This is a genomic window from Castellaniella daejeonensis, from assembly GCF_039523555.1.
Lineage (GTDB): Bacteria > Pseudomonadota > Gammaproteobacteria > Burkholderiales > Burkholderiaceae_B > Castellaniella > Castellaniella daejeonensis.
Genome location: NZ_BAAAFN010000006.1, coordinates 472,526 through 494,995 on the forward strand (window position 1 = coordinate 472,526; position 22,470 = coordinate 494,995).

A 22,470-nucleotide genomic window follows, 5' to 3' on the forward strand; every position below is an offset into this window, starting at 1 on the left:
GGCGTGCCGGGTTCGCGCCCGGCCGGTGCCCCATGAAAATGGGCGCCATTCTAGCATCGCCGCCCAGTCCATCCGGCCAGCCGATACAATGCCGGATTGACTCGAGACAAGATCCGCCGTGCCGGCAACGTGCCGGCCCAGGAAGCGATCTGCACGTTATTCAGGGGAATTCCATGTCTTCTCACGCGATCCGGGTCGGCATCGCCGGCTACGGCAACCTGGGGCGCGGCGCCGTGGCGGCCCTGGCCCGCTGCCCGGACATGCGCCTGGCCGGGGTGTTCACGCGCCGCGCCCCCGCTTCGCTGCGCCTGCCCGACCCCGCGACGCCGGTTCTGCCACTGAACGACGCCGCGGCGCACCGCCACGACATAGACGTCATGATCCTGTGCGGCGGCTCCAAGGACGATCTGCCCGTGCAGGGCCCCGAACTGGCGCAGTGGTTCACGACCGTGGACAGCTACGATACCCACGCCCGGATTCCCCGGTACTTCGAGGCCGTGGACGCCGCCGCCCGCGCACACGGCAACCTGTCGATCATCGCCGTGGGCTGGGACCCCGGCCTGTTCTCGATCAGCCGCCTGGTGGGCGAGGCCATCCTGCCGGACGGCGCCACCTACACATTCTGGGGCAAGGGCCTGAGCCAGGGGCACTCGGATGCGATCCGGCGCGTTGCCGGCGTGCGGGCGGGCGTGCAGTACACGATCCCGGTCCCCGAGGCGATCGAGCGCGTGCGCGCGGGCGAACGGCCCGCGCTTTCCACCCGCGAGAAACACCGGCGCGAATGCTATGTGGTGCTGGAACCGGGCGCCGATCCTCGCCAGGTCGAGCAGGCCATCGTCACCATGCCCGACTATTTCGCCGACTACGACACCCAGGTGCACATCATCGACGAGGCCACCCTGGCCCGCGAACATGCCGGCATGCCGCACGGTGGCTTCGTGATCCGCAGCGGCCGGACGGGCGCTTCGGAAAACCAGGCGATGGAATTTTCCCTGAAACTCGGCAGCAACCCGGCATTCACATCCAGCGTGCTGGTGGCCTATGCGCGCGCCGCCTGGCGGATGAAGTCCGCCGGGGAAACCGGGGCCCGCACCGTCTTCGACGTGGCCCCCGGCCTGCTGTCTCCGCAATCCCCCGAGATGCTGCGCAAGGCGCTGCTGTAGGCGGCCCGTCAGGGCGCAGGTCCGGCAGGCCGACCGGCCGGGGCCGCATCAGATCATCGGCAGGAAAGACGGGCGCGGCCCGCGGGGAAACGCCGCATCCAGCCGCTCGATATCGGCAGGCGTCAGCCGCAGGCTGCCCGCCCCGGCATTGTCGCGGACGTGCTCGGGACGCGAAGCCTTGGGAATGGCGAACAGGCCGTCCTCTCGCGTCAGGAAAGCCAGCGCCACCTGACGCGGCGTGACGCCATGCGCCCGGGCGACCTCGGCCAGCACGCGCCCGCCCGCCGCATCCCCGCCCGGAAACGCATCGTGTCCGAAGGGGCTGTAGGCCACCACGGCCACATCGTGCGCGCGACACCAGGGAATGACGTCATGCTCGATGGCGCGTTCCTCCAGGTGATAGAGCACCTGGTTGCAGACCAGCTTGCCGGGCCCCAGGATGGCCCAGGCTTCTTCCAGGTCGTCCACGTCGAAATTGCTGACTCCGTAGGCGCGGATCTTGCCGGCGGCCATCAGGTCATCGAAGGCACGGAAGGTTTCCTGCAGCGGGACGGAGCCGCGCCAATGCAGCAGGTACACGTCCAGGCAATCCGTGCCCAGGGCCTTCAGGGAACGCTCGCAGGCCTGGACGGCGGCCCGGCGGCCCGCGTTCGACGGCAATACCTTGGACACCAGGAACACCTCGTCGCGGCGTCCCCGGATCGCTTCGCCCACCAGCGCCTCGGCCGCGCCCGAGCCATACATTTCGGCCGTATCGATATGGCTCAGGCCCAGGTCCAGGCCCTGCCGCAAGGCGGCAACCGCCCCGGCCCGGTCCGCCGCCTGGTCGATATACCAACTGCCCTGGCCCAGCACCGGCACCCGGCGCCCCGTGGCGCCGAACACGCGCATTTCCATGTTTTCTCCTGAATTCCCGCCCACTTGCCTAGTGGCCGTTTCGCACACTACCATGCCAAAGACAATATTCAGGAGTCAACCATGAAGCAACCGTCCTTCAATCGCAGAGATTTCCTGAAACTGGCGGGCGCCGCCGCCCTGCCCGGCCTGCCGGCCCTGGCCCGGGCCGCGGACGCCGCCGCCGTCGCCGAAGGCAAGGCCACGTTCTTCGCCAACATCACCGCGGTGCAGCCCATCATGGACGCCTTCCACAAGGCGACCGGCATCCAGGGCGAATACTCGCGGATCTCCAGTTCCAAATTCATCCCCACCCTGCTGACCGAGGCGGCCGCCGGCAAATTATCGGCGGATGTGGTGCAGGCGCCCCTGCCGATGCTCGAACTCCTGAAGGACCAGGGCATCCTGGCGCCCTACCGTTCCCCGGCCGCCCAGGGCTATCCCGACTGGGCCACCAAAGACGAGCACATCACCCTGTTCGGCGTGGAATACGTTTCCTACCTGTACAACACCCAGCACGTCCAGGCTGCCGATGCCCCCAGGACCTACCAGGAACTGGGCGATCCGAAATGGCGCGGCCAGATCGTCATGGCCAACCCGTCCAACCATGCCTCGACGATTTCCTGGCTGGTCGGACTGAAGGAACAGGTCTTCGCCTCCGAAGACGAATGGATGCAGTTCGTCAAGGCGCTGGCAGCCAACGAACCCATGTTCGTGGCCTCGTTCGGCCCGACTCCCGCCCCCATCGAAAGCGGCGAAAAGCGCATCGCCATTTCCATGCCCAAGTACATCGTCACCAAGGCCCCGGCGCCGCTGGCCTGGAGCCCGCTGTCGGGCCCTCTGCTGGGCTCGGCCCGCGCCATCGCCGTCACGGCCCAGGCCCCGAGGCCGGCGGCCGCGCGCGCCTTCGTGGATTACTGGCTGGGCCATGAAGCCATGTCGCTGCTGGCCAAGGACGTGGGTGAGTACGTGCTGGCGCCGGGCGTGCATCCCCCGATCCCGGGCATCGACCAGGTCCAGGTCAAGCCCGTGCGCGACCTGTCCGACCAGGAGCTGCAACGCTGGGGACGCGAGTTCGGCAAGCTGTTCGGTGCCCGCTGAATCCGGCCGCCGCCATGGAAATCCGCATCGAAGGCCTGTGCAAGACCTACAGGTCCGAAGGGCGCACCGTCTCCGCCCTGGACCACGTCGACCTGACCATCCCGGCCAATGAAATCTTCACCCTGCTGGGCCCCAGCGGCTGCGGCAAAACGACGCTGCTGCGCTGCATTGTGGGCCTGGAGACCCCGGACGCCGGCGAGATCCGCATCGGCGACGACATCGTCTGGTCGTCGGAACGCCACATCGCCGTTCCCACTGAAAAGCGCGGCCTGGGCATGGTGTTCCAGACCTACGCCATCTGGCCGCACATGTCGGTCTTCGACAATATCGCCTACCCGCTGCAGGTGCGCGGCACGCCGCGTGCGCAGATCCGCGAACGGGTCTCCCGGGCGCTGGAATTCGTCCAGCTGCGCGGCGTCGAACGGCAGCCCGCCACGCGGCTGTCGGGGGGGCAGCAGCAGCGCGTCGCCCTGGCACGCGCCCTGGTGGCCGAGCCGCGCGTGATTCTTTTCGACGAGCCACTCAGCAACCTGGATGCCAAGCTGCGCGAGGAAACCCGCAAGCTGCTGCGCCAATTCCTGGGCGAGCTGGGCATCACCGCCCTGTACGTCACCCACGACCGGGTCGAGGCCCTGGCCCTGTCGCACACCATCGCCGTGATGCAGGCGGGGCGCGTGGTCGAAACCGGCACGCCGCAGCACATGTACTTCGAGGCGCAGCATCGCTACGTGGCGGACTTCATCGGCCGGGCCAACCAGTTCCCGGCCATCGTCCGCAACCGTGAAAACGAGTACACGCTGGCGCGCTGCGGCCTGGGCACGATCCACTGCCAGGCCCGCGACCTGCCCGAAGGCGCCGAGGCCACGCTGTGCATCCGCCCGGAATTCGTTCGCGTCCGGCCCTACGAGATCGGGCCGGGCTTCAATGTCATCGAGGGCACGATCGAGTCCATGGAGTTCGTCGGCGAGGTCTACGAGGCCGAGATCCGCGTCAACGACGAGCGGCTGCTGGCGCGCATCGACCCGGACGTCCCGGCCGCCCCGGGCGAGCGCGTCGAGATCCGCCTGGACCCTGCCCACTGCCTGCTGCTGAGCGCCTGAATGCCCCGCCCACAGTCGCGCGCCCTGAGCTGGACCCTGATCGTTCTGGTCGGATTCCTGACGCTGTGCCCCGTCCTGATGCTGCTGCTCGGCAGCCTGTCGCAGGGGCTGACCGCGTTCGGCCAGTTCACCCTGTCGAAATACACCCGCGCCTACACAGACCCGTACCTGTGGGACGTGACCTTCAACACCGCGGCGTTCGTGCTCGGCGCCTCGCTGCTGTCCACGCTGCTGGCCCTGTTCCTGGCCTACCTGAACACCCGCACCGACATTCCCGCCAAGCCGCTGTTCACCGTGCTGTCCATCGTTCCGATGATGATTCCGCACCTGCTGTTCTCGGCCAGCTGGGCGCTGCTGCTGAACCCCAGCAACGGCCTGCTCAACCAGGTGCTGCAGGGGCTGTTCGGCCTGGAGTCGGCCCCCTTCGACATCTATTCTCTATGGGGCATGATCCTGGTCGAAGGGCTGCTCAACATGCCCATTGCCTATCTGATCATCGCGCCGGCCATGGCCGCCTTCGATCCTTCCCTGGAAGAGGCGGCGCGGGTATCTGGGTCGAGCTGGGCGCGCACGCTGCTGCGGGTCACCCTGCCGGTCCTGCGGCCCGCCATCCTGGCGGCCGTGGTCCTGGGCATCGTGCGCAGCCTGGCGTCCTATGCCGTGCCCCGCGTCCTGGGCACGCCCGGCAGGGTGGACGTGCTGGCCACCTACCTGTACGACATGATCTCCACCGGCTTCGCCCCGGACTACGGCCAGGCCGCCGCCGTCGGCATGAGCGTCCTGTCGGCCTCCATCGCCCTGATCGTGCTCTACCGCGCCCTGACGGCCGAAGGCGAAAAGTACGTCACGGTCTCGGCGCGCGGCTTCCGGCCCGGCATGATCGCACTCGGGCCGCTGCGGCGTCCGCTGGGCCTGGCCGTCGGGCTGCTGTGCCTGCTGATGGTCGTGCTGCCGGTCCTGGTGCTGCTCTACACCTCGCTGGTGCCCTATGTCATGCCGCCCAGCCAGCAGGCCTTCGCCTCGATGGACCTGCGCCACTGGAGCGCCGTCTTCCACGAGCCCGGCGCCCTGCTGGCGCTGCGCAACAGCCTGTTCCTGGCGGTCGTGGGCGCCACCCTGGGCGTGGCGCTGTCCCTGGGCGTGGCCTATGTCGTCGTCAAGACGCGCGGGCCGCTGGCCACCCTGCTGGAGACGCTCAGCTTCCTGTCGTTCTCCTTCCCGGGCATCGTCATCGGCATCGGCTTCATGTGGTTCTTCGTGCAGACCCCCCTGTATTCCACGCTGACGGCCCTGCTGCTGGCCTACGTGGCGGCCTACCTGCCCTACGGGGTGCGGCCACTGGCCAGCGCCTTCGTGCAGATCCACAGCCACCTGGAGGAATCCTCGCTGGTCTGCGGGGCCGGACGCATGACCACCTTGCAGCGCATCGTGATCCCGCTGCTGATCCCGGGACTGGTCTCTGCCTGGATACTCATGGCGACCATGTTCCTGCGCGAACTGACCGTGTCCGTCGTGCTGTCGCGCCCCGGCACCGAAGTCCTGGCCATCCAGATCCTGAGCTACGCCGACGACGGTCTCTGGGGCAAGCTGTCGGCCCTGGGCCTGTTCATGATCGTGCTGTCGACGATCCTGGTGCTGTGCGCCCAGGCAGCGGGCCAGGCCCTGCGCCGGCGCCAGGGGCTGTAGGCCGGGGAGCAGCACCGCAGCCGCGCATCGGGTGGGATCCCGGTCGTGCGGCCCGGCTCAATGGCGGGTACCGCCGCCTCCGTCCGGCCCATCGAACGCATCATCGTCGGCATCGTACTCGTCGACGCGGATGTCCGGTGCGCCCATCACGGCCTCCCAGGTGCGCTGCGGCAGATAGCCCTGCAGGCGTACGATGGCCTGGTGGATCAGCGCTTCGTGCAGCGCATGCCCCACGCCCGAAGCCATGTCCAGTGTCGCATCGCCCCCAAGCCCGGCCAGGTGCCCATGCACCTGGCGCGCCTGGTCGAGCGGCGCGACGCGGTCCGCCGCCCCGTGCAGCAGGTGCAGCGTGGTCAGCATCGGGGCACTGGCCGGCAGTGTGGCGAAGCGGGTGGAAAACAGCAGGGCCCGGCCAGCCAGACCCGCATCGCTGCAAACGGCTTCCAGCGCCACGGCGGCGCCTTCGGAAAACCCCACCAGGGCCGTCTGCTCGCCGTTCAGACCGCGGCTGCGCTGCAGGGCCCGGACCTCGCTCGCCAGAGCGGCCCCGGCCTCCGTCACCAGGCCGACATAGGCCTCGGGCTCGGGGTTGGCCAATGCAATCCAGCGCCGCTGATTCCCCGCACCGAACGGCCCGTACGGCTGGACGATCAGCGCCTGAGGAAAGGCCTGTCGGATCGCCGCCACCAGGCCCAGCACCTGGTCGGGAGCCGCCGATTCGCCATGCAGCACCACAAAGAGCTGTGCGGGCGCGCCAGCGGACGGTTCGATGATCAGGGATTCGGGTCGGGAATCAGGCATGTGGCTCGGCATTCGGGATGAGGAAACTGAGTGGGGATCGCGCCAGGATAACGGATTATCCCGCGAACCCTCCCGCGTCCAGGAATTGCCGCTCTTCGGCCGTCGTCTCGCGTCCGAGCAGGGCATTGCGGTGCGGAAACCGTCCGAACCGCCGGATGATGTTGCAATGGTCCTCTGCCCAGCGCAGCGAAGCCGGGGCTTCGCGGGTGTACAGAGCCAGGGATTCCTCCTGGACGGCCGGGTCTTCGGCGTGCATGAACGGCAGGCAGATGAAGTTGCGCAGCGCGGGTTCGATCCGATCCAGGAAGACCAGCGCACGCCGGGCATAGGCCAGTGCCAGGCCGTCCGTGGCGAACATGTGACCGGTTCCCCGGAAGGCGTTGCGGGGATACTGGTCCAGCAGCAGGATCAGCGCCAGGGCCGACTCGGGGTGCGCCAGCCAGTCTTCCAGCTCGCCACGCGCGGCGGAAAAATGTTCGTCCAGGAAGCGCTCGCGGAACTCTGCATCGAAGGCGGCGTCCTTGGAAAACCACTTGCCGGGGCCAGCCTTCCGCCAGAAATCGACGACGGCCAGTGCATCGTCGGGCGGGGTGGAAGGCATGGAAGAGGCTGCATGCGCCATGGGAATCTCCAGTGAACGGTATCCCCTACGGTACACCGATCCTTCTACAATCGCAGCATCCATCATTCCCGCCATCACCCGCCATGTCCCTGCCCGAAGACCTCGCCCCCACCGGCGTCCTGCGCGCCTCCATCAACCTGGGCAATCCATTGCTGGCCCGGCGCGACGCCGGCACCGGCGAAGTGACGGGTGTGTCCGTGGACCTGGCCGGAGAACTGGCGCGGGAACTCGGCATTCCCCTGGAACTGGTGGTGGTCGACAAGGCCGCCCAATCGGTCGAGGCCGTTGCCAGCCAGGCCGCCGACATCGGCTTCTTCGCCATCGACCCCAAGCGCGGCGAAAGCATCGCCTTCACTGCGCCCTACGTGCTCATCGAAGGCGCCTACCTGGTGCGCGCGGATTCCCCGCTGCGCGACAACGACGAGGTCGACCGCCCCGGCCACCGCGTCGTGGTGGGCCAGGGCAGCGCCTACGACCTGTATCTCAGCCGCCACCTGCAGCAGGCCGTGATCGTGCGGGCGGAAAACTCGCAACGCGTGGTGGACGACTTCCTGGCCGGCGGCCAGGAAGTGGCCGCCGGGGTGCGCCAGCAGCTTCAGGCCGACGCGGAGCGTGTCGGTGGAATGCGCCTGCTGCCCGGACGATTCATGGTGATCGAACAGGCCATGGGCCTGCCCAGGTCGCGTCCGGCCCAGGCCGCCGCCGCACTGTCGGAATTCGTCGAGCGCTGCAAGGCATCCGGGTTCGTGGCCCGGGCGCTGGAGCGCCACGGGATCCGGGGCGCTTCGGTCGCCCCCTGAGCGTCAGGCGGATCAGGCTTGCCGATCGCGCCACTGGCGGTACCAGCCATGGCCGCTCAGCAGCACCACCCCCGACACCACCAGCAGCGTTCCTCCCAGGAAGCCGGCGCCCACCGGCTCGTCCAGCAGCCAGGCGCCCAGGGCCACACCGAACAGCGGCGTCAGGAAGGAAAATACGCCCAGGCGGGATGCCAGGTATTTGCGCAGCAGCCAGAACCAGACCAGATAGCTCAGGAACGCGACGAACACCGTCTGGAAGGCCAGGCTGGCCCAGACCGCCGGCGTCATGCGAAACGCCGTCTGCCCCATCAGGAACGACACCGCCAGCAGGCATACGGCGCCCACCACGAGCTGGTACACCAGGGTCTGGGCAGCAGGCAGCGCAGCCATCCGCGTCACCCGGACCACCACGGTCGTGGCGCCCCAGGCCGCGCCGCCCAGCAGGGCCAGGAGATCGCCCCACAGCATCGCGGCCCCAGCGGCCCGGGCGCCATCATCGCGCCACAGGAATGCCAGCGCCACCCCGCCGAAGGCGAGCGCCACGCCAAGCCACTGGACGGCGGCCAGGCGCTCGTCGGGCAGTTTCCAGTGCAGTCCCAGCGCGGCGAAGATGGGCGCCGTGTACAGCAGCACCACCACATGCCCGGCCGAGGTATGGCGCAGGCTTTCGCCCACCAGGACGAATTCCAGCGCGTACAGGGTTCCGGCCAGCAGTCCCGGCCGCCACAGGTCCAGGAACCCGTCCAGGCGCTCGCCGCGCACTGCCATGAGCAGGATCACCAGCAGCCCGGCGACGGCGCTGCGCACGGCGATCTGGAACATGGGGGCGAAGTCCGGCGCGGTGGCCTTGAGCGCGATCTGCTGCATGGCCCAGATCAGGCACAGCACCAGCATCAGGCCCGAAGCCAGGCCATCCATGGGCCTGCGGGATTCCATACGATTCACCCGGAAACGGAAAACCGCCATTGTAGGCCCGCCGCGGCCCGGTTTCGGACACGCCCATGCCGATTCCCTGACCCTGCCGTGGCTTTACTGGCCGCACCCCAGCCGCAGGTCTATGATGGACTTCACCCCAAGTCCCCGGAGCCCCGCGTCATGGATTCCCCGATGTATCCCCACCCCACCCCCGAACTGGCCCGGCGGCGCGCCGAACTCGCACCCGAGGCCCTGTCCGCGTTCAAGGCCTTCAGCAGGGCCGTGTTCGCTCCCGGCGCGCTGGACGCGAAGACCAAGCAGCTGATCGCCGTGGCCGTGGCCCACGTCACCCAGTGCCCCTATTGCATCAAAGGCCACACCGAAGGCGCAGCGCGCGCGGGCGCATCCGATGCGGAAATCATGGAAGCCATCTGGGTGGCGGCCGAAATGCGGGCGGGGGGCGCCTACGCCCATTCCGCCCTGGCCCTGCAGACACTGGAAGACCTGCACGGGCATGGCCACGGCCCGGCCTGAAGCGCCACGCGGACCAAGGCCCGGCACCGCCATGCAAGCCGGAACAGGAAGGCATGAAACGTTTCCCGCCCTGGCATCATCCAATGGCCACGGTATTCTTTCAGGAGTTCACGTGGACACCCAGACCCAGCACGATCGAGCGGTCTTGGACGACCCTGCGCTGATCGGGCGCGCGGCCGACGGCGACCTGGCGGCCTTCGAGGCACTGATGCGCCGGCACAACCAGCAGCTCTACCGGGCGGCGCGCAGCATCCTGCACGACGAAGCCGAGGCGGAGGACGCCGTCCAGGAGGCCTGGTGGAAGGCCTACTGCCACCTGCGGGATTTCCGCGCCGAGGCACAACCCGGCACATGGCTGACGCGCATCGCCATCAACGAGGCCCTGATGCGGCGGCGGCGAAACAGATCGCGCGAAGCCCTCATCCAATCCGCATACCAGGCTCCGCACGAACAGGACACCATGCCGACGCTCGACCCCGACACCGCCGCTCCCGATTCCGCCGGCCCTGACCAGATGGCCTGGCGCGCCGAACTGCGGCGCCGGCTGGAACAGCGCATCGACGAACTGCCCGATCTCTACCGCACGGTTTTCGTGCTGCGCGCCGTGGAAGACATGCCCGCCGCTGAAGTCGCGGCCGCCCTGGAACTGCCCGAGGCCACCGTGCGCGTACGTTTCATGCGGGCCCGCCGCCTGCTCCAGGCGGCCATGCAGCAGGACCTGGACCCGCGCGCCGCAGGGGCGTTCTCGTTCGCGGGACATCGCTGCGACCGCATCGTGGCCGGCGTCCTGGCCAGGGTACGGGCGGCAGGGTGCTGAAGGGCAGCCCGAAAAAACGCTGCGGACTTTTCAGAAGAAACAGCCGGCACGGCCGGCCCGAGCCGGGCGCGGACCCGCCCCGAGGGGCGGGAATCGCACTCGGGCGGATCAATCGACCCGGCCCTGCTTCAGGATGGCCGCCACGGCGGGGAAACCCGCCAGGGCGGCTGGCGGCAGCTGTGCATCCGTGCCGGCATAGGGCGGCGCGGCATCCGCTTCTCCCACCACGATGCGCCCGACCATCCCCGCATGCTCGTGCGGCAGGCAGAAATAATCGTAGACGCCGGGCCTGTCGAACACCACCGTGAAGGACTGCCCGGGCAGCAGGTAATCCGAATTCCACGACTTCGCGCCTTCCGTCATCCGCAGAGGCTTGCCGTTGGCGGGGTGATAGGCCGTGGAAGTATGGACGTTGCCGGTATCCCGGTTGACCCAGCGGACGGCCTGGCCCGGCCGGACCAGCAGGCCCCGGGGCCGGAACCAGACGTCCGACCCGGACGGCGTGCCCGACATGCCGATTTCGACCGCCTCGCCGGCATGCGCCGGTCCGGGCAGGACGGCCGCCAGCCACAGGCCGCCGCCCGCCGCCAGCAGCAGCCGGCGGCGCGGATCATGCGCGGTCGCGTTCATTTCGCCACGCGGCTTTCCTGCGCGGCCGGCACGTTCCACAGCACGATGTGGATGTGCGGTTCCGCCACGCCGGGGTGCCCCGCGTTGTACATGATGTCGACATGGTCCACCTTCACGCCGGCCGGCACCTTCAGGTCATTCAGGTGCATGTCGGACTTCATCAGCGACAGCGGAATCATGTAGGTGGTGTTCACCAGGCGGCCATCGTGGTCATAGCCGAGGAACGGACCCGCCGGCAGCGTGGCGGGATCGACGAACAGTTGCCCCATGCCGGGGAGGAAGTCCGGCAGTTTCACCAGCGAGCTGACCGCCTTGTAGGGAGCGGCCGGCGGCGCCTTGAGCTCCGACGCGCCGGCCGCCTGGGCCACGGGCGCGCCCAGGACGAGCGCGGCGGCGGTCGCGGCCGCCATCAGGATGGAACGTGTGATCATGAGAATCTCCCGATCTACGCGGCGGGAATCGCCGTGTTTCGCGCCATTGGATGCGCGATCGGAGAGATCCGTTTCGGCGGCGCGCGGACGCGGAGCCCCACGCAGCGGGCGCCGTGTCCCGGAAGATGCATGCCGCCTACTGGGAGGCATCAATGCTGGATGCGCGTCCCCAGCACCACCAGGAACTGGGCGATCCAGGCCGGATGCGCAGGCCAGGCCGGCGCCGTCACCAGATTGCCGTCCGTATGCGCCTGGTCGATCGCGATGTCGGCGTAGCGGCCGCCTGCCAGGCGCACTTCCGCCGCGCAGGCGGGATACGCGGAGCAGGTGCGGTCCTTCAGCACGCCGGCAGCGGCCAGCAGCTGCGCCCCATGGCAGATCGCCGCAATGGGTTTGCCGGCGGTATCGAAATGCCGCACGATGTCCAGCACGCGTTCGTTCATGCGCAGGTATTCGGGCGCCCGGCCGCCGGGGATCACCAGCCCGTCGTAGGCCGATGCATCCACCGCGTCGAAATCCCGGTTCACGGTGAATCGATGCCCGGGCTTTTCGCTATAGGTCTGGGCACCATCGAAATCATGGATGGCCGTGGCCACCCATTCGCCCGCCCTCTTGTCCGGGCACACCGCGTCGACCGCGTGCCCCACGGCCAGCAGCGCCTGGAACGGCACCATGACCTCGTAGTCCTCGACGTAATCGCCCACCAGCATCAGCAATTTCTTCGCCATCGCTCATCTCCTGTGTTGAGTGATTCGGGGCCGAACCCCGGTGCACGGACACCAGATGCCGAATCCCGCATCCGGGAACCGCATCCTTCCATTGTGACGCCTCCGGCCGGTGTCAGGGGGATTTCCATACCGCCGCTTCCCATGCAGGTCTTGGAAATCGCCGATCCATCCCCATCTAGCTTTCGTTCAACCGACGGACATCTCTCATGCCCACCCTGTTCGATCCGCTCCAGCTCGGCGACCTGTCGCTGCCCAACCGCATCATCATGGCCCCTCTGACCCGCTGCCGGGCCGAACCCGGCCGCGTGCCCGGCGACCTGATGGTCGAATACTATCGCCAGCGCGCCGGTGCCGGCCTGATCTTCAGCGAAGCCACTGCCGTCTCCCCGATGGGCGTGGGCTACCCTGACACTCCGGGCATCTGGTCCGGCGAACAGGTCGAGGGCTGGAAGAAAGTCACGGCCGCCGTGCACGAGGCTGGCGGACGCATCATCCTGCAGCTCTGGCACGTGGGCCGTATTTCCGACCCCCTGTACCTGGACGGCGCGGCCCCGGTTGCGCCCAGCGCAATCCAGCCCGCCGGCACGGTCAGCCTGGTGCGGCCGAAAAAGGCCTACGTCACGCCCCGTGCCCTGGCCACCGATGAGATCCCCGATATCGTCGAAGCCTACCGGCGCGGTGCCGAAAATGCCCTGGCGGCGGGATTCGACGGTGTCGAAATCCACGCGGCCAACGGCTACCTGATCGACCAGTTCCTGCAGAGCCGCACCAATCGGCGCACCGACGCCTATGGCGGCCCGGTCGAGAACCGCGCCCGCCTGCTGCTGGAAATCACCGACGCAGTCCTGCAGGTCTGGGCCCCCGGCCGCGTGGGCGTCCACCTGTCGCCCCGGGGCGACAGCCACGACATGGGCGACGATCACCCCGGCGAGACTTTCGGCTATGTGGCCGAAGCGCTGGGCCGGCGCGGCATCGCCTTCCTGTGCCTGCGCGAATACGAAGGGCCCGACAGCCTGGCGCCGATGATGCGCGAGAAATTTCCGGGAAGCTTCATCGCCAACGAAGCCTTCGACAAGGACAAGGCATCCAGCTGGCTGGCGCAGGGACGCGCCGACGCGGTCGCCTTCGGCAAGCTGTTCATCGCCAACCCCGACCTGCCCGCCCGCTTCGCCCTGGACGCACCACTGAACGCGCTCAGGCCGGAACTGTTCTACGCAGCGGGCGCCGAGGGCTACACCGATTACCCTGCACTGGAACGCTGCGGGGCCGACGCCTAGCCCGAAAGACCCGCACGACAGGGCGGCGGGCGGCGGCACTCCACCGACAGCCGGCCGGCCGCTGACTTTGGCGCCACGAGTGTCGTGCAGCCATTTCATCGGATCCATCTGCATGCATATGCAAATAAATTGACGCGCCTTTTCCTATCTATTAATATGCATGTACATACACTTTAATGATCGAAACCAGATCAAAGGAGCCATCACCATGCATTGGATCCACCTCGGCATCGCCACGATCTTCGAAATCGCGGTGGCCCTGTCCGCCGGCAAGGCGAACGGATTCACCCACCCCGGATGGACGCTTGCCACGCTCGTGAGCGGCGCCATCGGTACTTTCTTTCTCAGCCTTGCACTGCTCACTTTCGACGTGGGCGTGGGCTACGCCATCTGGACTTCCATCGCGGGGGTCGGCGTCGTCGTCCTGGGTGCCCTGTTCTTCGGGCAGCGGCTGAGCGCGGCCAAGGCGCTCGGCATCCTGCTCGTCATCGGGGGCGTCGCCGGTCTACGGTTGAGCGGCGCGGCATGAGCCCCTGCCCCACAGGCTTCATTTCATCCCATCTGCTTTCCAGGAGGTAATCGTCATGTCCATTCATCGAACCCGCCCGGGCAAGGGCCGCGCCTGGACCATGCTGCTGCTGGCCGGTGCCTTCGAAATCGGCTACGCGCTCAGCGTGGCGGGCAGCCAGGCCTTCACGCAATTGCGCTGGTCCATCGCCGCCGGGGCATTTTTCCTGCTCACGCTCTATGCGCTCAGCGTCGCGCTGAAGGCCATCGACGTGGGAATAGGCTATGCCGTCTGGGCCGGCATCGGCTCCGTGGGCGCGGCCGTGTTCGGCGGCTTCCTGCTGGACCAGCCCCTGACCTTTCCGCAGGCCTTCTGGCTGGCCGTCATCATCGCCGGCGTCATCTGGCTGAAACTGGCCGACAGCGTCCAGCTGCAGACATCGGGCGAACGGACACCGGCATGATCATGGCCGTCGGACCGCACGCGACGCGATGCCGGCGGCCCTCTTCATTGCATGGGCATGCACATGAGAGAATGGATGCCTGATCGAACAGACATCCAGAAGGAGCATCCCCCCGGTGAAGTCGAAACACAGCGAGGCATGGCTCGGGCTGATCGGGATCGTCGCCCGGGTCGAGGCCGACCTGGGCAGAATGCTGCAGGCCCGGCACGGACTCGGCCTGACGGAATACCGGGCCCTGGAGATCCTGTCGCGTGCCCCGGATTCCGAACTGCGCATGCAGGATCTGGCCGCCCACCTGGGGCTGAACCAGAGTTCGGTTTCCCGGATGGTCGAACGCCTGGAACGCGCCGGCCTGGCCATCCGCGACCTGTGTCCCGACGACAAACGGGGGGTCTATGCGGTGCTGACCGAAGCGGGCCGGGCGTGCCTGGAGGCCGCGCGGCCGGACTACGAACAGGCGCTGGGATCGGCCCTGAAGAAGCACGGAGGCGAAAAGCTGCTTCCCGCGCGGGGCGCGGGCTGAACGCCCCGCCTCCGGCACAACCGGGCGCCGCGGGCGTGCCGGCCTATTCCAGGCTGGCGTCGATCAGGCGCGCCGCCACGGCCGCCAGGTGCCGCACAGGCCCTTCGGGGCCGAGCATCTGGCTGGACACATAGGCGCCTTCCAGCAAGAGCTGCAGGCCGTCGCCCAGCGCCTCGGGATCGCGTGCGCCCATCCTGCGGGCCAGGTCGACCAGGCGCTCGCGCACCTTCTGCTTGTTGGCCACCGCCACCTGCCGGGCAGGATGGCCGGGCTCGGGGTATTCGACGCAGGCGTTGGTCAGGCCACAGCCCCTGTATCCCGGCAGGCCCGTGCGTTCGGCCAGCCCGGTGAAATAGGCCAGGATCTGCGCGCGCGGATCGCCCGGGTGGGCATCCGCCGCCGCATCGAAACGGCGCCAGAATTCGTGCTCGTAATCCCGCAGATAGGCCGCGGCCAGTTCGTCCTTCGAGGAAAAGGAACGATAGAGGCTGGGTTTGGTCACGCCGGCCTCGGCCACGATGGCATCCACACCGACCGCCCGGATCCCCTGGTGGTAGAACAGATCCCGCGCACTGCGGCGGATGCGGTCGGCCGCCCGCGGCGATGCGGTCTTCGGTTCGCGCCCCTGGTCATCAGGCTGCGATGTGGCTCGCGGTGTCATTTTCATGATTCTGCTTGACGATGTTACTGACCAGTACGTATTATAGTCCGTCCCGAACGTACCGATCAGTAACATCGCATGCCTTCTTCCACACATCCCCCCCATTCCGCCCCCATTCCCCGCCTGGGCCAGCGCTACGCATTCGTGGTGGTCGGCATCATCTTTCTCTGCCTGCTGTTCTCGGCCGGGCTGCGCGCCACGCCCAGCGTGCTGCTCGATCCGCTGGAGCAGTCCTTCGGCTGGAGCCGGGCAACCATTTCGCTGGCGGCAGCCATCGGCATCTTCTTCTACGGCATGGTGGGCCCCTTTGCCGCGGCCGCCATGGACCATTTCGGCCTGCGCCGCGTGCTGCTGACGGCCCTGGTCGTGATGGCGGCATCTTCAGCCGCCAGCGCCTACATGACCCAGACCTGGCACCTGATCGCCCTGTGGGGGTTCTTCTCGGGCATCGGGTCGGGCGCCGTCGCCGCCGTGCTGGGCGCCACCATCGCCAACCGCTGGTTCGTCAAGCACCGCGGCCTGGCCATGGGGATCCTGACGGCCAGCACCGCCACCGGCAACCTGGTCTTCCTGCCCCTGCTGGCCGCCCTGGCTTCGTCCGGCGACTGGACGCGCGCCGTCTGGGCCGTGGCCATCGCCATGACACTCATGGTTCCCCTGGTCTGGCGGCTGGTGCCCGACAGCCCCGCCAGCGTGGGTCTGCTGCCCTACGGCAGCGATCCGTCCGCCTCGCCCGTGCCTCCGGCGCCGCGCACCGGCCTGCTGGCCGCAACCTTCGGCGCGCTCGGGCGCGCCAGCCGCACCCGTGCCTTCTGGTTCCTGTTCGCCACGTTCTGGGTCTGCGGCTTCACCACCAACGGCCTGGTGGGCACGCACCTGATCGCAATGTGCGGCGACCACGGCATCGCTGCGGTCCAGGCGGCAGGCCTGCTGGCGCTGATGGGCGTGTTCGACCTGGTTGGGACCACGGCCTCGGGCTGGCTCACCGACCGCTACGACCCCCGCAAGCTGCTGTTCGTCTACTACGGCCTGCGCGGCATCTCGCTGATGGTGCTGCCCTACACCGACTTCTCGCTCTACAGCCTGTCCATCTTCGCCATCTTCTACGGCCTGGACTGGATCGCCACCGTGCCGCCCACACTGCGCCTGGCCACCGATATCTTCGGCGACCGCGACGCCCCCGTGGTGTTCGGCTGGATCGTGGCCGGCCACCAGATCGGCGCCGCCACCGCCGCATGGATGGGCGGCTTCGTCCGCGAGGTTTCGGGAAGCTACCTGATGGCCTTCGTGCTCTCGGGGGCCACCGGCATCGCCGCCGCCGTGATCGCGCTGATGATCAAGCGCCAGCGCGCAGGGGGTGTGCTGGCGACGGCCTGAGGGCGGTTGGTGTCGGAAAGCAAACAGGCCCTTGTGAACCAGGGGCCTGTTTGTTTTGAATCTGGCGGAGAGGGTGGGATTCAGGTTTCTTTCCGCATCAACAGTCAGAATGTAACTGCTTCGAACAACAGGAGGGCACGATGAGGAGAATGAGGATCGCGGCGCTGGCCGCTGCAGTGCTGGCCCTGGCCGGTTGCAAGACCACCGTCAACAGTGAGATCGCCGTCAGCGAGCTGCAGGGCGGACAATCGAAGGAATTGCCCGGCGATCTGTACGTCGAGGTCGCCAGTTGCAACGATTTCGAGGACTCGCGCAAGCCGTCCAAAACTCTGCTGGATGTGCAGCAGAAGATTCCGGGCGTGTTCCCGACAGCCGTCTACAAAGAATGCTTCCGGCAGAAGATGGACTCCTACGCCCACTTCTCCATGCCGCTGTTCCTAGACCTGGACAAGGACGGTAAGCTCGGGTCCGAACAGACAATCAATGTGATCTCGAACGACACAGCGATGCTTGGCTTGGCCGTGCCTGACGCGCTGCAGAAGCAGATCGCCAGCGCGAAAAAGGACGCGCTCGGATCCCTGGATCTGTCGGTCCTGGTGAAGGTCACAAACGACACCAAGGAAGAATTCCGGTTCGTCGTGGGCGCCGCCTATATCGATGACCACCCGGTCACCGATCGAGTCCTGGTGGCGCCAGCCGGGGCTTCGTTTGTCGTGCGTCTGTCCGATGTTGCCGTAGACGCAGCGGTGGCTGGACAGAATCCAGCCGTCCTGAAAGTGGCGCCGCCCAAAAGCTGATCCAAGAACGGCCCCCAGCCGCCCTCCGGGGCGGCGTTTTCCTTCCTACGCGTGCTTCCTGGCTACCGCCTTCTTCAAGACCTCATTCATCCGGGTCTGCCAGCCCGGGCCGCCGGCCTTGAAGGCATCGATCACAGCCTTGTCGTAGCGGATCGTCACGGCGACTTTGGGGCTTGCCAGGCGCGGGCGCCCTCCCCGCTTCTTCAGCTGCTTGAACTCTTCGGCGCCCAACTCATAGGTATCTGGATCCGCTGCAATGCCGCGATTGATCGCCGCATCCTCTTCGGGCGTGGGCATGATCAGCTTACGTTTGCTCGACATAGTTCCGTACCTCTCGTGAATTGGCCTTGCGCAGACTGATGACGTGCATCTTGTCTGCACGCTGCGTGAACACCACGCAGTACAAGCGGTCGTCGATAACCGCGTAGCCGATTTCCCGAACCTCGCCGTAGTCCTGGCGGGTGTCGGGCCTGGCCATCACCTCCGGCCAATCAATCTCCTGAGCCAGTGATAGCGAGACGCCGTGCTTGCGCTGGTTGCTGCTGTCTTTGGCTGGGTCGAAGGTGCTTTCCATAGAATTATTGTAGCTACGCAAATATCGATAGGCAAGCTATTTTTGTAGTTACAGAATCAGAACCGCCCAAGCCGCCCACCGGGCGGCTTTTTTGTGGGCACTCCGTTTGCGCTAAATATACGTGACACATAGCCACTGGGCTACGCGAATCGCTCCAGCGTAGCCTGAACCTGGATCCTGTGCTTGTGGTTCGATAGCGCCGGGAGCTTGACGGCCAGCCACTGCTTCGCAACTTCGCTGAACGTGGGCGCGGCCGCAATAGTCTCGCTGCCAGCCACCCTGTTGATAGTTGGCCCGTCAGGACTTCAGCCCCGTGGGGGCCACGTACAGATACAACCCGCCGGCATCCCCGAGCTTGCAGGGCTTTTCCTTGGGCTTTGCGCTTTCCACCTGGCGGGCGGTGAGGGCCATGGTATCGATCTACTTGGTGCCACGGGCGATACCATGATTGTCGGCTGGTTTGGGCAGTATCGTCCGGGACTGTCCGAGACGAATATAGACTGTAAGTCCTGGAGAATCAAAGGCAAAAAATAACCGCCGGGACCTTGCGGGCCTCGGCGGCACTAATTCTGGCGGAGAGGGTGGGATTCGAACCCACGGTACGGGGAAACCGTACGCCTGATTTCGAGTCACACCACATAGCAATACCTGAAACAGAAATCCCTTATTTATCAACGCCATTCCGACGCTATCCAAACTTCATATTACTGTATTTTCATACAGCATTTCATCTATTCAGGTCACGGATTGGTCACACCACCCTGCCCGCCCCAGCGCGGGCGTTTTTGTGTCCGGCGCCCTGCCCTGGCGCTGCCGATCGGATCGCTGCTGCATTCGGGATGCCGCTTTGGAAGGCACTGCGGGAGATGCAGAATCCCGCTTGATGGCCAATCCAGAAAACTGTATAAAAATACAGCTATTTACAAGGGCCACCATCATGTACACGATCACCCTTCAAGACGCACCCGCCGACATAACCGAACTGGCGCGGGCCCATGCCGAACACATCTTCCGACGAACACTGGAGCGCGCCCTTGGCGGCCCGGAGCAGGTGCTTGCGGCCTACAAGGCCTGGACGACGGCGGAGGACACCGCAGAAGATGAGATGGCGCCCGAGGATGTCGCGCTGGCCAAGCGGTGGATCGCTGCGGCTGGGCGTGCGCGGGGCGATGCGTTCCAGGCCATGGGGGAGACGGAGGCTTGGTTTGAGGTTAGGATTGAGCGGTAAAACCACACCAACACCACAACATCAACCAATAAACTAAATAAAACCACTGAATGATGAGGCCTTCATAACTATGTTCTTAGGATTAGGCAAAGACGAGTGGGAAATAGTAAGCGCAATCTCGGCAATCTTTGGTGTTTTAGTTACCGCCTCCGCTGTCGGCGTTTCGCTTTGGCTTGCCCTCAGGACTGAACGATATAAGCTAAAAATACACCTTGGGATTAGGGTTCTAATAACAGAAGGATCTCCGAATCGTGATGAATATCTGTGCTTTGATGTTGTAAATTGTGGAAGGAGAATTGTAAAAATCAGTGGATTTGGTTGGCAAATGGGTCGTAGAAAAAAGAACAGAAGACACTGGATTCAAATTATGAGATCAACATCAATCAACCCAAGCCTACCCAAAACCCTCGATGACGGAGAGAATGCAATTTGGTTAGCCCCACTACACAATTTCTTAAAAGATGAAAATCAATTCAGAACCACCGACGGAAAAGCAGACTTCAATAGTCTGCGAGGAATCGTACTCACATCCACAGGGCAAGAATTCCTAGTTCGTCCCGAACCGCTTCTCCTTAAAAAAATAATCGAATTTGATCAAAAATCCATTTCGCAAAACGAGAAACCCCCATCTTCTGACGAAGCCTAGCGCTACCACCATCGATCAGGCCGCCACCACTCGGTGTTATCATCCGTCGGCGGACGGGACCACTGCAGAGAAACGTAGGTCTCATGCGCCACCAGAGCCTCGTGCGACATTAAAAAACAACTCCGGGAGGAGGTCATGAAACGACCACGAACGCGCACTACCATTACTGCCTTTTGTCTAGCACTATTCTGCGCCATCGCCTCAGCCAGCTTTATCGACGGATACCAACTGAAGAAGTGGTCTGATGCGAGCGATAGGGTTGCGCGTAACAGTAAAGAAATTTCGGATATCCACGATGAGGCTTTCCTTATTGGCTACATTGCCGGAGCCAGCGACGTTGGTGACGGGTTGACCTTTTGCTCACCGCCGAACGCCAAACTTGGTCAACTGATGGGTGTAGTTAGGAAATACCTCCTCGCGAACCCAGAAAAATGGAATCAACCAGCTGGGCTACTCGTTCTCGAGGCGCTAAAGCAGGCGTTTCCGTGTAAGTAGCTACCGCCCCACCCCCACCGCCCGCACATACCCCTGCAGCCCATTCACCTGGTCGGCCCATCGTGCAGCATCTGCTGCCAGGTCTGCATATTCCCCGTAGCACGCTGCAAAACCTCCGATCCAGTCGGGACCGGCTGCATCAGATCGGCGGCCGGCGCTGGGGTTCGCGGGATCACGACCGTATCGGCGCACCCATTCATCAAGCCTGCCGCGCATAGCGACAAGATCACGTGCAGCAGCCTCGCGGGCCAGCACGGCCCCACGGTGTTCGGCATCCGCTCGATCACGCTCATACTGCATCCCCTGTTCAATTGCGATGGCGGCCAGCTTCGCTTTGGTTTCGGCCGCCGTGTAGCCGGCCCGATACTGTGTGTGCCCATACCAGCCGATGCCGGCGGCGATGGCCAGCAAAACGGCCGCTACAGCCAGCGGGCGCCAGTAAGCGCGGATCAGCGCGGCGATCATGCGATCCTCACAATGCCACGCTGATACCCTCGACCCGAGCGCCAGGACAGAACCTCGCGGCGCATGCGGTCCCCGACGCCCAGGTGGACCCAGTGCGTGCGGGCCTGCTCGAAAATCAGTTGGTCGAACTCCAGCGCGGAATCCGCGATGGCCTGCGCCACAGCCTGATCAGGCCCGAACGCGGGCACATGGAAATCAGCAGCCAGCCCCTCGCAATGTGACGACGTGGCGGATCCGTCCACCGCGGCATTGAGCGCCGGCGACCGGTAGCCCGATGTGATGATGAGCGGGCAGCCGAACAGCGCCCGGACCTCTTCCAGCTTGGCCGCCAGGACATGCAGGTTGGCCAGGTGATGGCGCGTCGGCGTGTTGTCGATGCCGAGCCGGCGGGCAGTGTCAGACCGTGTGAATTCGGCCAGGGCAAAGTGCTGTGTCAGTTGCATTTGCCGATCCTCCGCTTGATGTGCCGGCGCACCGGCCGGCAGGCCTTGATCCAGTAGCAGCGCCCGGCCAGCGTAGCCGCCGCCACGGCAAACACAGTCTCCGACCGGTCCACCGTCTCCGGCAGCAGCCAGCCCCAGACCGCGCACGCAAGCGAGGCGAAGCACAGCACGATCAAGCTGAATTTCCCCAACACGCCCTCGCCCATGTGTGGGTGCAGAGCAGCCCACGCGCACACCACCGCGATCAGCAGATGTGCGGATATGAATGTGATGACCATCACGACCCCCGATTGAAAATGCGGCGCACGACGTCCTGGATCAGGCCCCACCAGTCGGCCTTTTGCAGGGTATGCATCACGCCGCCGACGGCCGCCCACGAGAACAGGCCGACGAGAAAGCTCATGCCGTTGGACCAGGACGCGGGCATACCAACCCACTCCATGAGCGGGGTTGTCAGCAGGGCCGCCGAGAGCGTGCCCGTGATCGTCATGACGCCTTTCTGCTTCCACGTCATGCCTTCGATAAATTGCAGCGAAAGCGCCGCCCCGGCGGCCCCCGCGATCAGTGGCCACAGGCCATCTTCTGGTATCTGCATCCTGCGTTTCCAAAAAAATACCCGCGCAGGGCGGGCGGTTGATAAATCGTTATTACCGATGCACATCTCACAGTGACACGATGAAAAAGCCTTCGCGTACAATGCGAAACAATAACAACATGTAGATAGTCGGCCCTGAAGTATCCATAAGCCATTGATAGCATGAGACAATACGGTCAATAAACACCGCCAAATC

General features: G+C 65.6%; 31 protein-coding genes. 16 read left to right on the top strand and 15 right to left on the bottom strand.

Annotation, left to right across the window (positions count from 1 at the left end; all coding sequences use genetic code 11):
- The first annotated feature begins 173 nt into the window (after positions 1–173).
- Positions 174–1,163 (top strand): diaminopimelate dehydrogenase, encoded by a 990-nt coding sequence (locus ABD022_RS04135; RefSeq protein ID WP_325125437.1) that lies wholly within the window; start codon positions 174–176, stop codon positions 1,161–1,163.
- A gap of 48 nt (positions 1,164–1,211) precedes the next feature.
- On the opposite strand, the gene ABD022_RS04140 is transcribed toward ABD022_RS04135, so the two are convergent.
- Positions 1,212–2,060 (bottom strand): aldo/keto reductase, encoded by an 849-nt coding sequence (locus tag ABD022_RS04140; RefSeq protein WP_325125435.1) that lies wholly within the window; start codon positions 2,058–2,060, stop codon positions 1,212–1,214.
- An 81-nt stretch (positions 2,061–2,141) separates the two neighbouring features.
- Between ABD022_RS04140 and ABD022_RS04145 the strand changes: the two genes are divergently transcribed.
- Genes ABD022_RS04145 through ABD022_RS04155 form a run of 3 tightly spaced genes read left to right on the top strand, consistent with a single transcriptional unit; the run spans position 2,142 to position 5,944 of the window.
- A complete protein-coding gene (locus ABD022_RS04145; protein WP_325125433.1) occupies positions 2,142–3,158 on the top strand; it encodes an ABC transporter substrate-binding protein in 1,017 nt (338 codons plus the stop codon).
- Between the two features lie 14 nt (positions 3,159–3,172).
- Complete coding sequence (locus tag ABD022_RS04150; RefSeq protein ID WP_325125432.1) at positions 3,173–4,258, top strand: ABC transporter ATP-binding protein; 1,086 nt, start codon at positions 3,173–3,175, stop codon at positions 4,256–4,258.
- Complete coding sequence (locus ABD022_RS04155) at positions 4,259–5,944, top strand: ABC transporter permease (protein WP_343820156.1); 1,686 nt, start codon at positions 4,259–4,261, stop codon at positions 5,942–5,944. It begins immediately after the preceding gene.
- 57 nt (positions 5,945–6,001) lie between these two features.
- Here ABD022_RS04155 and ypfH read toward each other — a convergent pair whose 3' ends face one another.
- Both ypfH and ABD022_RS04165 read right to left on the bottom strand, forming a co-directional pair.
- Positions 6,002–6,745, bottom strand: a complete 744-nt coding sequence (ypfH, locus tag ABD022_RS04160) for an esterase (protein ID WP_325125428.1) — start codon at positions 6,743–6,745, stop codon at positions 6,002–6,004.
- A 55-nt stretch (positions 6,746–6,800) separates the two neighbouring features.
- Positions 6,801–7,367: a DUF924 family protein gene (locus ABD022_RS04165; RefSeq protein WP_325125427.1), complete on the bottom strand. Its 567-nt coding sequence runs from the start codon at positions 7,365–7,367 to the stop codon at positions 6,801–6,803.
- An 83-nt stretch (positions 7,368–7,450) separates the two neighbouring features.
- Here ABD022_RS04165 and ABD022_RS04170 point away from each other — a divergent pair, with 83 nt between their 5' ends.
- A complete protein-coding gene (locus ABD022_RS04170) occupies positions 7,451–8,167 on the top strand; it encodes an ABC transporter substrate-binding protein (RefSeq protein ID WP_325125424.1) in 717 nt (238 codons plus the stop codon).
- A 12-nt stretch (positions 8,168–8,179) separates the two neighbouring features.
- On the opposite strand, the gene ABD022_RS04175 is transcribed toward ABD022_RS04170, so the two are convergent.
- The gene (locus ABD022_RS04175; RefSeq protein WP_325125422.1) at positions 8,180–9,103 is read right to left on the bottom strand and encodes a DMT family transporter; all 924 of its coding nucleotides are present in this window, start codon (positions 9,101–9,103) and stop codon (positions 8,180–8,182) included.
- A 159-nt stretch (positions 9,104–9,262) separates the two neighbouring features.
- On the opposite strand from ABD022_RS04175, the gene ABD022_RS04180 reads away from it, so the two are divergent.
- Both ABD022_RS04180 and ABD022_RS04185 read left to right on the top strand, forming a co-directional pair.
- Positions 9,263–9,616, top strand: a complete 354-nt coding sequence (locus ABD022_RS04180) for a carboxymuconolactone decarboxylase family protein (RefSeq protein WP_325125420.1) — start codon at positions 9,263–9,265, stop codon at positions 9,614–9,616.
- 112 nt (positions 9,617–9,728) lie between these two features.
- Positions 9,729–10,433: an RNA polymerase sigma factor gene (locus ABD022_RS04185; protein WP_325125418.1), complete on the top strand. Its 705-nt coding sequence runs from the start codon at positions 9,729–9,731 to the stop codon at positions 10,431–10,433.
- 108 nt (positions 10,434–10,541) lie between these two features.
- Here ABD022_RS04185 and ABD022_RS04190 read toward each other — a convergent pair whose 3' ends face one another.
- The 3 genes from ABD022_RS04190 to ABD022_RS04200 form a co-directional block, all read right to left on the bottom strand.
- On the bottom strand, positions 10,542–11,063 hold the full coding sequence (locus ABD022_RS04190) for a cupredoxin domain-containing protein (protein WP_343820159.1): 522 nt from the start codon (positions 11,061–11,063) through the stop codon (positions 10,542–10,544).
- Positions 11,060–11,494 (bottom strand): DUF5602 domain-containing protein, encoded by a 435-nt coding sequence (locus tag ABD022_RS04195; protein WP_325125414.1) that lies wholly within the window; start codon positions 11,492–11,494, stop codon positions 11,060–11,062. Before ABD022_RS04195 ends, ABD022_RS04190 begins: the two co-directional genes overlap by 4 nt.
- A 149-nt stretch (positions 11,495–11,643) precedes the next feature.
- Entirely contained in the window at positions 11,644–12,222 is a 579-nt protein-coding gene (locus ABD022_RS04200; RefSeq protein WP_343820161.1) for a DJ-1/PfpI family protein, read from the bottom strand.
- A 206-nt stretch (positions 12,223–12,428) separates the two neighbouring features.
- On the opposite strand from ABD022_RS04200, the gene ABD022_RS04205 reads away from it, so the two are divergent.
- The 4 genes from ABD022_RS04205 (at position 12,429) to ABD022_RS04220 (ending at position 14,993) form a co-directional block, all read left to right on the top strand.
- Positions 12,429–13,499 (top strand): alkene reductase, encoded by a 1,071-nt coding sequence (locus ABD022_RS04205; protein ID WP_325125410.1) that lies wholly within the window; start codon positions 12,429–12,431, stop codon positions 13,497–13,499.
- Between the two features lie 208 nt (positions 13,500–13,707).
- Entirely contained in the window at positions 13,708–14,028 is a 321-nt protein-coding gene (locus ABD022_RS04210) for a DMT family transporter (protein ID WP_325125408.1), read from the top strand.
- A 55-nt stretch (positions 14,029–14,083) separates the two neighbouring features.
- Positions 14,084–14,470 (top strand): DMT family transporter, encoded by a 387-nt coding sequence (locus tag ABD022_RS04215; RefSeq protein WP_325125405.1) that lies wholly within the window; start codon positions 14,084–14,086, stop codon positions 14,468–14,470.
- Between the two features lie 115 nt (positions 14,471–14,585).
- Complete coding sequence (locus ABD022_RS04220) at positions 14,586–14,993, top strand: MarR family winged helix-turn-helix transcriptional regulator (protein WP_325125403.1); 408 nt, start codon at positions 14,586–14,588, stop codon at positions 14,991–14,993.
- Positions 14,994–15,036: 43 nt separating this feature from the next.
- Here ABD022_RS04220 and ABD022_RS04225 read toward each other — a convergent pair whose 3' ends face one another.
- On the bottom strand, positions 15,037–15,654 hold the full coding sequence (locus tag ABD022_RS04225) for a TetR/AcrR family transcriptional regulator (protein WP_325125401.1): 618 nt from the start codon (positions 15,652–15,654) through the stop codon (positions 15,037–15,039).
- Between the two features lie 78 nt (positions 15,655–15,732).
- On the opposite strand from ABD022_RS04225, the gene ABD022_RS04230 reads away from it, so the two are divergent.
- A complete protein-coding gene (locus tag ABD022_RS04230; RefSeq protein ID WP_325125398.1) occupies positions 15,733–17,031 on the top strand; it encodes an MFS transporter in 1,299 nt (432 codons plus the stop codon).
- A gap of 149 nt (positions 17,032–17,180) precedes the next feature.
- A complete protein-coding gene (locus ABD022_RS04235) occupies positions 17,181–17,828 on the top strand; it encodes a DUF7424 family protein (protein ID WP_343820165.1) in 648 nt (215 codons plus the stop codon).
- 45 nt (positions 17,829–17,873) lie between these two features.
- Here ABD022_RS04235 and ABD022_RS04240 read toward each other — a convergent pair whose 3' ends face one another.
- The 3 genes from ABD022_RS04240 to ABD022_RS04250 all read right to left on the bottom strand — a co-directional run bounded on the left by ABD022_RS04240 (position 17,874) and on the right by ABD022_RS04250 (position 18,813).
- Positions 17,874–18,149: a BrnA antitoxin family protein gene (locus ABD022_RS04240; RefSeq protein ID WP_325127350.1), complete on the bottom strand. Its 276-nt coding sequence runs from the start codon at positions 18,147–18,149 to the stop codon at positions 17,874–17,876.
- The gene (locus tag ABD022_RS04245; protein ID WP_343820167.1) at positions 18,133–18,402 is read right to left on the bottom strand and encodes a BrnT family toxin; all 270 of its coding nucleotides are present in this window, start codon (positions 18,400–18,402) and stop codon (positions 18,133–18,135) included. The genes ABD022_RS04240 and ABD022_RS04245 overlap by 17 nt, the downstream gene beginning before the upstream one ends.
- Positions 18,403–18,699: 297 nt before the next feature.
- Positions 18,700–18,813: an Arm DNA-binding domain-containing protein gene (locus ABD022_RS04250; protein WP_325127346.1), complete on the bottom strand. Its 114-nt coding sequence runs from the start codon at positions 18,811–18,813 to the stop codon at positions 18,700–18,702.
- Positions 18,814–19,285: 472 nt separating this feature from the next.
- Between ABD022_RS04250 and ABD022_RS04255 the strand changes: the two genes are divergently transcribed.
- The 3 genes from ABD022_RS04255 to ABD022_RS04265 all read left to right on the top strand — a co-directional run bounded on the left by ABD022_RS04255 (position 19,286) and on the right by ABD022_RS04265 (position 20,771).
- A complete protein-coding gene (locus ABD022_RS04255; RefSeq protein ID WP_343820168.1) occupies positions 19,286–19,630 on the top strand; it encodes a hypothetical protein in 345 nt (114 codons plus the stop codon).
- A gap of 70 nt (positions 19,631–19,700) precedes the next feature.
- Complete coding sequence (locus ABD022_RS04260) at positions 19,701–20,276, top strand: hypothetical protein (RefSeq protein WP_343820170.1); 576 nt, start codon at positions 19,701–19,703, stop codon at positions 20,274–20,276.
- A 135-nt stretch (positions 20,277–20,411) separates the two neighbouring features.
- Positions 20,412–20,771 carry a Rap1a/Tai family immunity protein gene (locus ABD022_RS04265; RefSeq protein ID WP_343820171.1) on the top strand — a complete coding sequence of 120 codons (360 nt, stop codon included), beginning with the start codon at positions 20,412–20,414 and terminating at the stop codon, positions 20,769–20,771.
- Here ABD022_RS04265 and ABD022_RS04270 read toward each other — a convergent pair whose 3' ends face one another.
- Genes ABD022_RS04270 through ABD022_RS04285 form a run of 4 tightly spaced genes read right to left on the bottom strand, consistent with a single transcriptional unit; the run spans position 20,772 to position 22,274 of the window.
- Positions 20,772–21,236, bottom strand: coding sequence for a hypothetical protein (locus tag ABD022_RS04270; protein WP_343820172.1), 465 nt, complete (start codon positions 21,234–21,236; stop codon positions 20,772–20,774).
- Positions 21,233–21,679, bottom strand: a complete 447-nt coding sequence (locus ABD022_RS04275) for a D-Ala-D-Ala carboxypeptidase family metallohydrolase (protein WP_343820173.1) — start codon at positions 21,677–21,679, stop codon at positions 21,233–21,235. The genes ABD022_RS04270 and ABD022_RS04275 overlap by 4 nt, the downstream gene beginning before the upstream one ends.
- Positions 21,670–21,957 (bottom strand): hypothetical protein, encoded by a 288-nt coding sequence (locus ABD022_RS04280; RefSeq protein ID WP_343820174.1) that lies wholly within the window; start codon positions 21,955–21,957, stop codon positions 21,670–21,672. Before ABD022_RS04280 ends, ABD022_RS04275 begins: the two co-directional genes overlap by 10 nt.
- Entirely contained in the window at positions 21,957–22,274 is a 318-nt protein-coding gene (locus ABD022_RS04285) for a hypothetical protein (protein ID WP_343820175.1), read from the bottom strand. Before ABD022_RS04285 ends, ABD022_RS04280 begins: the two co-directional genes overlap by 1 nt.
- Positions 22,275–22,470: the final 196 nt, after the last annotated feature.

Excerpts from the sequence above, each read along its gene's own strand:
- ABD022_RS04135 (WP_325125437.1), top strand. The coding sequence starts at position 174 with ATGTCTTCTCACGCGATCCGGGTCGGCATCGCCGGCTACGGCAACCTG.
- ABD022_RS04140 (WP_325125435.1), bottom strand. The coding sequence starts at position 2,060 with ATGGAAATGCGCGTGTTCGGCGCCACGGGGCGCCGGGTGCCGGTGCTG.
- ABD022_RS04145 (WP_325125433.1), top strand. The coding sequence starts at position 2,142 with ATGAAGCAACCGTCCTTCAATCGCAGAGATTTCCTGAAACTGGCGGGC.
- ABD022_RS04150 (WP_325125432.1), top strand. The coding sequence starts at position 3,173 with ATGGAAATCCGCATCGAAGGCCTGTGCAAGACCTACAGGTCCGAAGGG.
- ABD022_RS04155 (WP_343820156.1), top strand. The coding sequence starts at position 4,259 with ATGCCCCGCCCACAGTCGCGCGCCCTGAGCTGGACCCTGATCGTTCTG.
- ypfH (WP_325125428.1), bottom strand. The coding sequence starts at position 6,745 with ATGCCTGATTCCCGACCCGAATCCCTGATCATCGAACCGTCCGCTGGC.
- ABD022_RS04165 (WP_325125427.1), bottom strand. The coding sequence starts at position 7,367 with ATGGCGCATGCAGCCTCTTCCATGCCTTCCACCCCGCCCGACGATGCA.
- ABD022_RS04170 (WP_325125424.1), top strand. The coding sequence starts at position 7,451 with ATGTCCCTGCCCGAAGACCTCGCCCCCACCGGCGTCCTGCGCGCCTCC.
- ABD022_RS04175 (WP_325125422.1), bottom strand. The coding sequence starts at position 9,103 with ATGGAATCCCGCAGGCCCATGGATGGCCTGGCTTCGGGCCTGATGCTG.
- ABD022_RS04180 (WP_325125420.1), top strand. The coding sequence starts at position 9,263 with ATGGATTCCCCGATGTATCCCCACCCCACCCCCGAACTGGCCCGGCGG.
- ABD022_RS04190 (WP_343820159.1), bottom strand. The coding sequence starts at position 11,063 with ATGAACGCGACCGCGCATGATCCGCGCCGCCGGCTGCTGCTGGCGGCG.
- ABD022_RS04195 (WP_325125414.1), bottom strand. The coding sequence starts at position 11,494 with ATGATCACACGTTCCATCCTGATGGCGGCCGCGACCGCCGCCGCGCTC.
- ABD022_RS04200 (WP_343820161.1), bottom strand. The coding sequence starts at position 12,222 with ATGGCGAAGAAATTGCTGATGCTGGTGGGCGATTACGTCGAGGACTAC.
- ABD022_RS04205 (WP_325125410.1), top strand. The coding sequence starts at position 12,429 with ATGCCCACCCTGTTCGATCCGCTCCAGCTCGGCGACCTGTCGCTGCCC.
- ABD022_RS04210 (WP_325125408.1), top strand. The coding sequence starts at position 13,708 with ATGCATTGGATCCACCTCGGCATCGCCACGATCTTCGAAATCGCGGTG.
- ABD022_RS04215 (WP_325125405.1), top strand. The coding sequence starts at position 14,084 with ATGTCCATTCATCGAACCCGCCCGGGCAAGGGCCGCGCCTGGACCATG.
- ABD022_RS04225 (WP_325125401.1), bottom strand. The coding sequence starts at position 15,654 with ATGACACCGCGAGCCACATCGCAGCCTGATGACCAGGGGCGCGAACCG.
- ABD022_RS04230 (WP_325125398.1), top strand. The coding sequence starts at position 15,733 with ATGCCTTCTTCCACACATCCCCCCCATTCCGCCCCCATTCCCCGCCTG.
- ABD022_RS04235 (WP_343820165.1), top strand. The coding sequence starts at position 17,181 with ATGAGGATCGCGGCGCTGGCCGCTGCAGTGCTGGCCCTGGCCGGTTGC.
- ABD022_RS04240 (WP_325127350.1), bottom strand. The coding sequence starts at position 18,149 with ATGTCGAGCAAACGTAAGCTGATCATGCCCACGCCCGAAGAGGATGCG.
- ABD022_RS04245 (WP_343820167.1), bottom strand. The coding sequence starts at position 18,402 with ATGGAAAGCACCTTCGACCCAGCCAAAGACAGCAGCAACCAGCGCAAG.
- ABD022_RS04250 (WP_325127346.1), bottom strand. The coding sequence starts at position 18,813 with ATGGCCCTCACCGCCCGCCAGGTGGAAAGCGCAAAGCCCAAGGAAAAG.
- ABD022_RS04255 (WP_343820168.1), top strand. The coding sequence starts at position 19,286 with ATGGCCAATCCAGAAAACTGTATAAAAATACAGCTATTTACAAGGGCC.
- ABD022_RS04260 (WP_343820170.1), top strand. The coding sequence starts at position 19,701 with ATGTTCTTAGGATTAGGCAAAGACGAGTGGGAAATAGTAAGCGCAATC.
- ABD022_RS04265 (WP_343820171.1), top strand. The coding sequence starts at position 20,412 with ATGAAACGACCACGAACGCGCACTACCATTACTGCCTTTTGTCTAGCA.
- ABD022_RS04270 (WP_343820172.1), bottom strand. The coding sequence starts at position 21,236 with ATGATCGCCGCGCTGATCCGCGCTTACTGGCGCCCGCTGGCTGTAGCG.
- ABD022_RS04275 (WP_343820173.1), bottom strand. The coding sequence starts at position 21,679 with ATGCAACTGACACAGCACTTTGCCCTGGCCGAATTCACACGGTCTGAC.
- ABD022_RS04280 (WP_343820174.1), bottom strand. The coding sequence starts at position 21,957 with ATGGTCATCACATTCATATCCGCACATCTGCTGATCGCGGTGGTGTGC.
- ABD022_RS04285 (WP_343820175.1), bottom strand. The coding sequence starts at position 22,274 with ATGCAGATACCAGAAGATGGCCTGTGGCCACTGATCGCGGGGGCCGCC.